Annotated in this window: 7 protein-coding genes and 1 pseudogene; 4 read left to right on the top strand and 4 right to left on the bottom strand. The window is 67.1% G+C overall.

Annotated elements, in window-relative coordinates; genetic code table 11:
* On the top strand, nt 1-181 hold a 181-nt coding region (locus tag AC1DZ6_RS17190; protein WP_477098361.1), incomplete at its 5' end, for a hypothetical protein.
* Here the strand turns inward: AC1DZ6_RS17190 and AC1DZ6_RS17185 are convergent.
* The 3 genes from AC1DZ6_RS17185 to AC1DZ6_RS17175 form a co-directional block, all read right to left on the bottom strand.
* A complete protein-coding gene (locus tag AC1DZ6_RS17185; RefSeq protein WP_477098360.1) occupies nt 160-288 on the bottom strand; it encodes a hypothetical protein in 129 nt (42 codons plus the stop codon). The two genes, AC1DZ6_RS17190 and AC1DZ6_RS17185, sit on opposite strands and share 22 nt — an antisense overlap.
* Nucleotides 285-710: a hypothetical protein gene (locus tag AC1DZ6_RS17180; RefSeq protein ID WP_477098359.1), complete on the bottom strand. Its 426-nt coding sequence runs from the start codon at nt 708-710 to the stop codon at nt 285-287. The genes AC1DZ6_RS17185 and AC1DZ6_RS17180 overlap by 4 nt, the downstream gene beginning before the upstream one ends.
* A 99-nt stretch (nt 711-809) precedes the next feature.
* Nucleotides 810-2,903, bottom strand: a complete 2,094-nt coding sequence (locus AC1DZ6_RS17175) for a putative bifunctional diguanylate cyclase/phosphodiesterase (RefSeq protein WP_477098358.1) — start codon at nt 2,901-2,903, stop codon at nt 810-812.
* A gap of 245 nt (nt 2,904-3,148) precedes the next feature.
* Between AC1DZ6_RS17175 and fdxA the strand changes: the two genes are divergently transcribed.
* The 3 genes and pseudogenes from fdxA to AC1DZ6_RS17160 all read left to right on the top strand — a co-directional run bounded on the left by fdxA (nt 3,149) and on the right by AC1DZ6_RS17160 (nt 5,204).
* On the top strand, nt 3,149-3,490 hold the full coding sequence (fdxA, locus tag AC1DZ6_RS17170; RefSeq protein WP_477098357.1) for a ferredoxin FdxA: 342 nt from the start codon (nt 3,149-3,151) through the stop codon (nt 3,488-3,490).
* A 302-nt stretch (nt 3,491-3,792) separates the two neighbouring features.
* Nucleotides 3,793-4,308 (top strand): CarD family transcriptional regulator, encoded by a 516-nt coding sequence (locus AC1DZ6_RS17165; RefSeq protein ID WP_007665853.1) that lies wholly within the window; start codon nt 3,793-3,795, stop codon nt 4,306-4,308.
* A gap of 89 nt (nt 4,309-4,397) precedes the next feature.
* Nucleotides 4,398-5,204 (top strand): annotated as a pseudogene (locus AC1DZ6_RS17160) (hypothetical protein).
* Nucleotides 5,205-5,238: 34 nt separating this feature from the next.
* Here AC1DZ6_RS17160 and AC1DZ6_RS17155 read toward each other — a convergent pair.
* Nucleotides 5,239-5,631, bottom strand: a complete 393-nt coding sequence (locus AC1DZ6_RS17155) for a response regulator (RefSeq protein WP_477098356.1) — start codon at nt 5,629-5,631, stop codon at nt 5,239-5,241.
* Between the last annotated feature and the right edge of the window lie 220 nt (nt 5,632-5,851).

Genomic DNA, 5,851 nt, shown 5'->3' with positions numbered 1-5,851 from the left:
TGTCATCCCGGACAAGCTCGGCGAAGCCGGGCGCAGATCCGGGACCGCCGGAAGCGCCTGTGTTCACGCGTCGGTCCCGGATCTGCGCGCTTCGCGCTCGTCCGGGATGACAGCCTCTTTTGAAGTGCGTGGCAGCCCGCAAGGGGAGAAGGAAGAAGCTTACCGCGCCGCCTTGCCGTAGGCCGCGATCGCCGGGGCCATTTCCGGCGTGGGCTCCACCGGCGGCGGAGCGGTCTCAACGGGCGCCGATCCGGCCAGGCGGGCCTGGGCTTCCGGCGACAGGGTCACGGTGTCCTGCGGCGCGGCGGCCGGCGTCTGGGCGGCGGCGAGCCGGGGACCCCCACCTGCAGCGAGGCGACGATCCGCTGGTGATCGCCGGAAAGACCGTCGAAGGCGTCCCTCATGCGCTGCTGCGGGACGGGCGGAACGGCGTCCGTCCCGGCCCAGGCGGCGCGGGTGAAGGTGTTGACCGCCGTCTGGATGGTCTTGGCGAAGGGGGAGGCGGTCAGGGCCTGGGTCAGGGCCGTTCGTTCGCCGTGGTTCGCGCCGGCCCAGCGGCTGGACAGGGCGTGATAGGCGTCGAGCTTCTGGCCGATGTCGGTCGCGCCGCTGGCGTCGTTGACCGCCGCCGTCGCCGCCGTGACGCCGCCGGTATAGGGGAAGGCCGCCTGGCCACCGCCGGTCGTCGCCGAAATCTGGTCTATCTGCATCCCACCCGCAGAGGCGGGCGCGCGCATGAAGGGGGCGTGAAGAACCGTGGTGAACGGCGCCCGCTCGCCCGCGACCCAAGGTCGCGACGGACCCGGGGCCTACTTCCCAAACCCGTCCAGATACCCCGGCACCATCCCCGCCGGCATCGGCCGGCTGAAGTGATACCCCTGGATCTGGTCGCAGCCGTAGTCGGCCAGGGCGTCCAGCTGCGCCTGGTCCTCGACGCCCTCGGCGACGACCTTCATGCCCATGGACGAGCCCAGGGTGATCACCGCCTTCACGATGGCGGCGTCCTCGGTGTTCTGGACGAAGGACTTGTCGATCTTCAGCCGGTCGATCGGGAACTGGCGCAGGTTGGCCAGGCTGGCGTAGCCCGTGCCGAAGTCGTCCAGCGCGATCATCACCCCGGCCTTGTGCATCTGGCGGACGGTGTCGCTGACCATCTCCGAGCCCCAGCCCATATAGACGTTCTCGGTGACCTCGATGGTCAGGCGGTTGGACGGCACGTTCCAGCGGTCGAGCCGATCCTGGACCTCTTCGGCCAAACGTCCGCTGCGGAACTGGGCGGCCGAGATGTTGACCGCCACCCGGCCGAACTCGACGCCGTCGTCCAGCCACTGCCGCATCTGGGCCAGGGCGGCCTCGAAGGCCAGGTCGCCCAGCTTCAGCGACAGGTCCTGGTCCTCGAAGGCGGCCATGAAGCGGTCGGGCGTCAGTATGCCCTGCTCGGGATGGTCCCAGCGCATCAGGGCCTCGAAGCCGCTGACGCTGTTGGAGGCCAGGTCGACCACCGGCTGGTAGTAGAGCACGAACTCCTTGGCCGTGATCGCCGCGCGCACGTCGCGCAGCAGCTCGATCCGCTGCTCCAGGGCCGAGCGCATCGAGGGATCGAAGACGACGCTGCGGTTGCGGCCTTCGTCCTTGGCCCGATAGAGCGCGATGTCGGCGTTCTTGATCATGTGGCTGGGATCGGCGTCGAGATCGCCGTGCAGGGCCGCCCCGATGCTGGCGCTGACCGAGAAGCTGCGGCCGCCGTGCTCGATGGGCCGGCGCAGCAGGTCCTGCAGGGCGTTGACCGGCCGCATCATGTCGGCCTCGGAATGCAGGCCGCGCAGGATCACCGCGAACTCGTCGCCGCCCAGCCGCGCCACCGTGTCGCCCGCCCGGAAGGCCGCGTGCAGCATCTCGGCCAGGCGCTTGAGCAGGGCATCGCCGGCGTCGTGGCCCAGGGTGTCGTTGATGTCCTTGAAGTGGTCGACATCGATCATGATCAGGCCGAACAGCTCGCCCACGATCTCCGAGGCGTCGACGGCCTCCTGGAACTTGCGATTGAAATAGGCGCGGTTGGGAAGCCCGGTCAGCGAGTCCTTGAAGGCCAGGTTCTCGACGGCCTCGGTCTGGCGGCGGCGATCGGTGATGTCCTTGAACAGGTTCACCAGGCGCTCGGGCTTGCCGTCGGCGCCCAGGAACTTCTTCCCGACCGAACGCACCCAGGTCTCGACGCCGTCGTCGCGGTTGAGGCGGAACTCGAAGACCTGGGCCTCGCCGTCCTTGCGCGCCCGCACCAGCTCGGCCATGCGCTCGCGGTCTTCGGGGTGGACGATCTCCAGCGGATCGTTCTTGAACAGGCACCACTTCTCCAGCTCGGGCGAGGTGCCCGAGCAATAGATCTCGCCGGTCCGCAGGTCGTATTCGCGGACCATCAGGTCGTCGAGCTCCAGAGCCATCTTCAGCCGCTGCTGGTCGCGCTCAGCCTTCAGGGCGGTCTCGGCGTAGCCGCTGACGTCGCGGGCGGTGACGATCACCGCCAGGGTCCGGCCCGACTCGGCGAGCGTCGCGGCGAACTCGGTGCGCCAGATGCGTGGCGCGGCGGCGTCCCCGTCCGTGTTCGACAGGGGGATCGCCCGGTAGCGCGAGAACGGCTCGCCGAACGCCACGCAGCGCTCCAGGCTGTCGATGTCCTCGGGGCTGATCAGGGCGCGGCGAAAGTCGTCGCCGATCTCGATGTCGGGCGACAGGGCGTGGCTTTTCCAGTCGGGGCTGACGGCGGTCAGGCGAAAGGCGTTGTCGACAAGGGCCGCGGCGAACGGCGCGTGGCGCACAAAGGTCTCGAAGGCGTCCATCTGGGCGCCCGGCGTCTTGGTGTCTTCGGCCGGGGTCGAGACGTGAGTGCGCACGGCGGTTCTCGTCATGGGTCGGGTTGTCGACTTCTTGTTTATTTTCCTCGGCTTGGTTGTGACCGAGCTTCGATAAGAAAGGGTAACGTAACGGCGGTATGTGGAGATCCGCGCCTATTTAAGATGGCGCTGAATCTCCAGTATCGAGGGGGGTGTCAGAAATCCTGCGCGCCCGCGTAGCCAAGCCGCATTGACATTCGGTCGCCCGGCTTCGAAAACGCGGCCCTCTCGCGCTAGTCCCGGAACCGACTGAGCCCTCGATGACCTACATCGTTACCGACGCCTGCATCAAATGTAAGTTCATGGACTGCGTCGAGGTGTGCCCGGTCGACTGCTTCTATGAGGGCGAGAACTTCCTGGCGATCAATCCGGACGAATGCATCGACTGCGGCGTCTGCGAACCCGAGTGCCCGATCGACGCCATCAAGCCCGACACCGAGGACGATCCGGACGGCAAGTGGCTGAGAATCAATTCCGACTACGCGAAGATCTGGCCGAACATCACGGTTAAGGGCGTGCCGCCCGCCGACCGCGAGGAGTTCGAACGCGAAACCGGCAAATTCGAGAAATATTTCAGCGAAAAGCCCGGCAAAGGCTCCTGATCCGGCCGGCTTTGGCGGCTAAACAGGTCGCAAGCCTTTCATCAAGCTGAATTTTATGATATTGTCGCCCTCGACGTAACGGGTGCGATCGTTCGCGCCTGGCCGTCATGTGGACGATGTCAGCCGGGAAACCGGCGCGCCCGCTCGAAGGCGAAGGGTGACCTAGAACTATTCCAAATCCTGACCGGTACTGGCCCCGCAAGCATTTCGCGGACGGGTCCTTATCGCCGTTTGGGACGCCCTTTGGATGTTTTCGAGACGCGGTGTTTTGGGCTTGGCCCGAACTTATTGAGGACGAACGAATGAGCAAGAGCGGTCTGGAATTCTCGGTCGGCGATCACGTCGTTTATCCCGCGCATGGCGTGGGCAGCATCCAGGGCGTCGAGACCCAGGAAGTGGCCGGGATGTCGCTCGAGGTCTACATCATCACCTTCGACCACGAAAAAATGACCCTGCGCGTGCCGACCAAGAAGGCCAAGACGGCCGGTCTGCGCCCGCTGGCCGAAGGCAATGTCGTGTCGCAGGCCCTGACCACCCTGAAGGGCCGCGCGCGCGTCAAGCGCACCATGTGGTCGCGTCGCGCCCAGGAATACGAAGCCAAGATCAACTCGGGCGACCTGATCTCGATCGCCGAAGTGGTGCGCGACCTGCACCGCGCCGAAAACCAGCCGGAACAGTCCTATTCCGAGCGTCAGCTCTATGAATCGGCCCTGGATCGCATGGCCCGCGAAGTCGCCGCCATCGAGCGCATCGACCGCGAAGCCGCCATCGGCATCCTGACCAAGTCGCTGGTCAAGACCCAAGCCGCCGCCGCCTGAGGCGACTAGGCCGAGCTGCACGAAGCGCCCCCGGACTCCGGTCCGGGGGCGTTTTGCGTTAGGGCTCGGGTGACGATGGAGGAAGACCGATGATCCTGCCGTTCTTCGCGGCCCTGGCGCTCCAGGCGTCGAGCGTTTCTCCGCCCCTGGCCGACGCGCCCGCGCGCAAGGCCGAAACCGTTCGGCGCTACGACGCCGGCGCCAGCCAAGGCGCGGCGGCGGGACCGAACGACGTCTACTCGGTCAGCAACTTCAGGCTGGTCCGCTTCGACAAGAAGACCGGCGAGAAACGCGCGGAGTGGACGGGGGAGAAGGCCCGCTTCCCGCACATCAACTCCTGCGCCGTGATCGCCAAGGATCTGGTCTGCGCCAGCTCCAACTTTCCCGGCACGCCCCAGGTCAGCACGGTCGAGATGTTCGATCCGATGACCCTGGCGCATCGGCGCAGCGTCTCGCTGGGCCTGGGCACGGGCTCGATCACCTGGGTCGACCGCCACGACGGCTTCTGGTGGGCGATGTTCGCCAACTACGACGGCAAGGGCGGCGAGCCGCCGCGCGACCACCGGCACACCACCCTGGTCAAGTTCGACGACCAATGGCGGCGGCTGGAGGCCTGGGCGCTGCCGACCACGGTGCTGGACCGCATCGCGCCGATGAGCATTTCGGGCGGCGGCTGGGGACCGGACGGCAAGCTCTATCTGAGCGGCCATGATCGGCCGGAACTGTATGTCGTGCAGCTGCCGATGGGCGGCGGCGTGCTCGACCATCTCGACACCATCGGCATGGAGGCTGAAGGGCAGGCCATCGATTGGGACGAGAGCTAACCGGGCATGCTGTACGGCATCACCCGCCAGACCCGTGAGATCCTCGCCATGCGCGTTCCGTTCCCGCGCTAGAGACGGATCGGCGGCGCCGATCCAAAGCGGGCGCCTAGGCCAACACCAGCTCCCCGTCCCCCCGCCGGGCGATCAGGTCGCCGATGGTGGTGAACAGGGTCGAGAGGTCGACGGGCTTGCGGATGACGTCGTCGGCCCCGGCGGCGTGGCAGTCGGCCTCGAGGGTCGAGCCGGTGTCGGCGGTGACCACGATCACCGGAACCTGGCCCTTGATGTCGGTGCGGGTGCGGATCTGGCGGATGGCGGTCAGGCCGTCCATGCCGGGCATGCGCAGGTCCATCAGCACCAGGTCGTAGGCGTTGGCCTCGATCATCGCCAGGCCCGACGGACCGTCCTCGGCCTCGTCCATCTCGACCCCGCCCGCCCGCAGCATCTCGGCGATGACGCGACGGTTCATCTGATTGTCCTCGACGAACAGCACCCGCATTGCGGACGACCCCGGCTTTCCCAACGTGTCGGCTTCGAAGCCAGATCAAACAACAGTTTAGGGCCGCTTCACGCCGTGGCAATCGCTCTGGCGTGCTGATCGTCCGGCGCCTGGTTTTCGAGCAGGTCGGCCAAGGCGCCGACGAGGCCCGCGGCGGTGATGGGCTTGCGGGTCACCAGCGCCGCGCCGGCGGCCGTCAGGGCCCGGCGGCCGTCAGGGC

This window comes from Caulobacter sp. P1_B12_2, assembly GCF_056406675.1.
The sequence above is the reverse complement of the archived record's forward strand: the minus strand, read 5'-3'. Positions and strand labels throughout refer to the sequence as shown.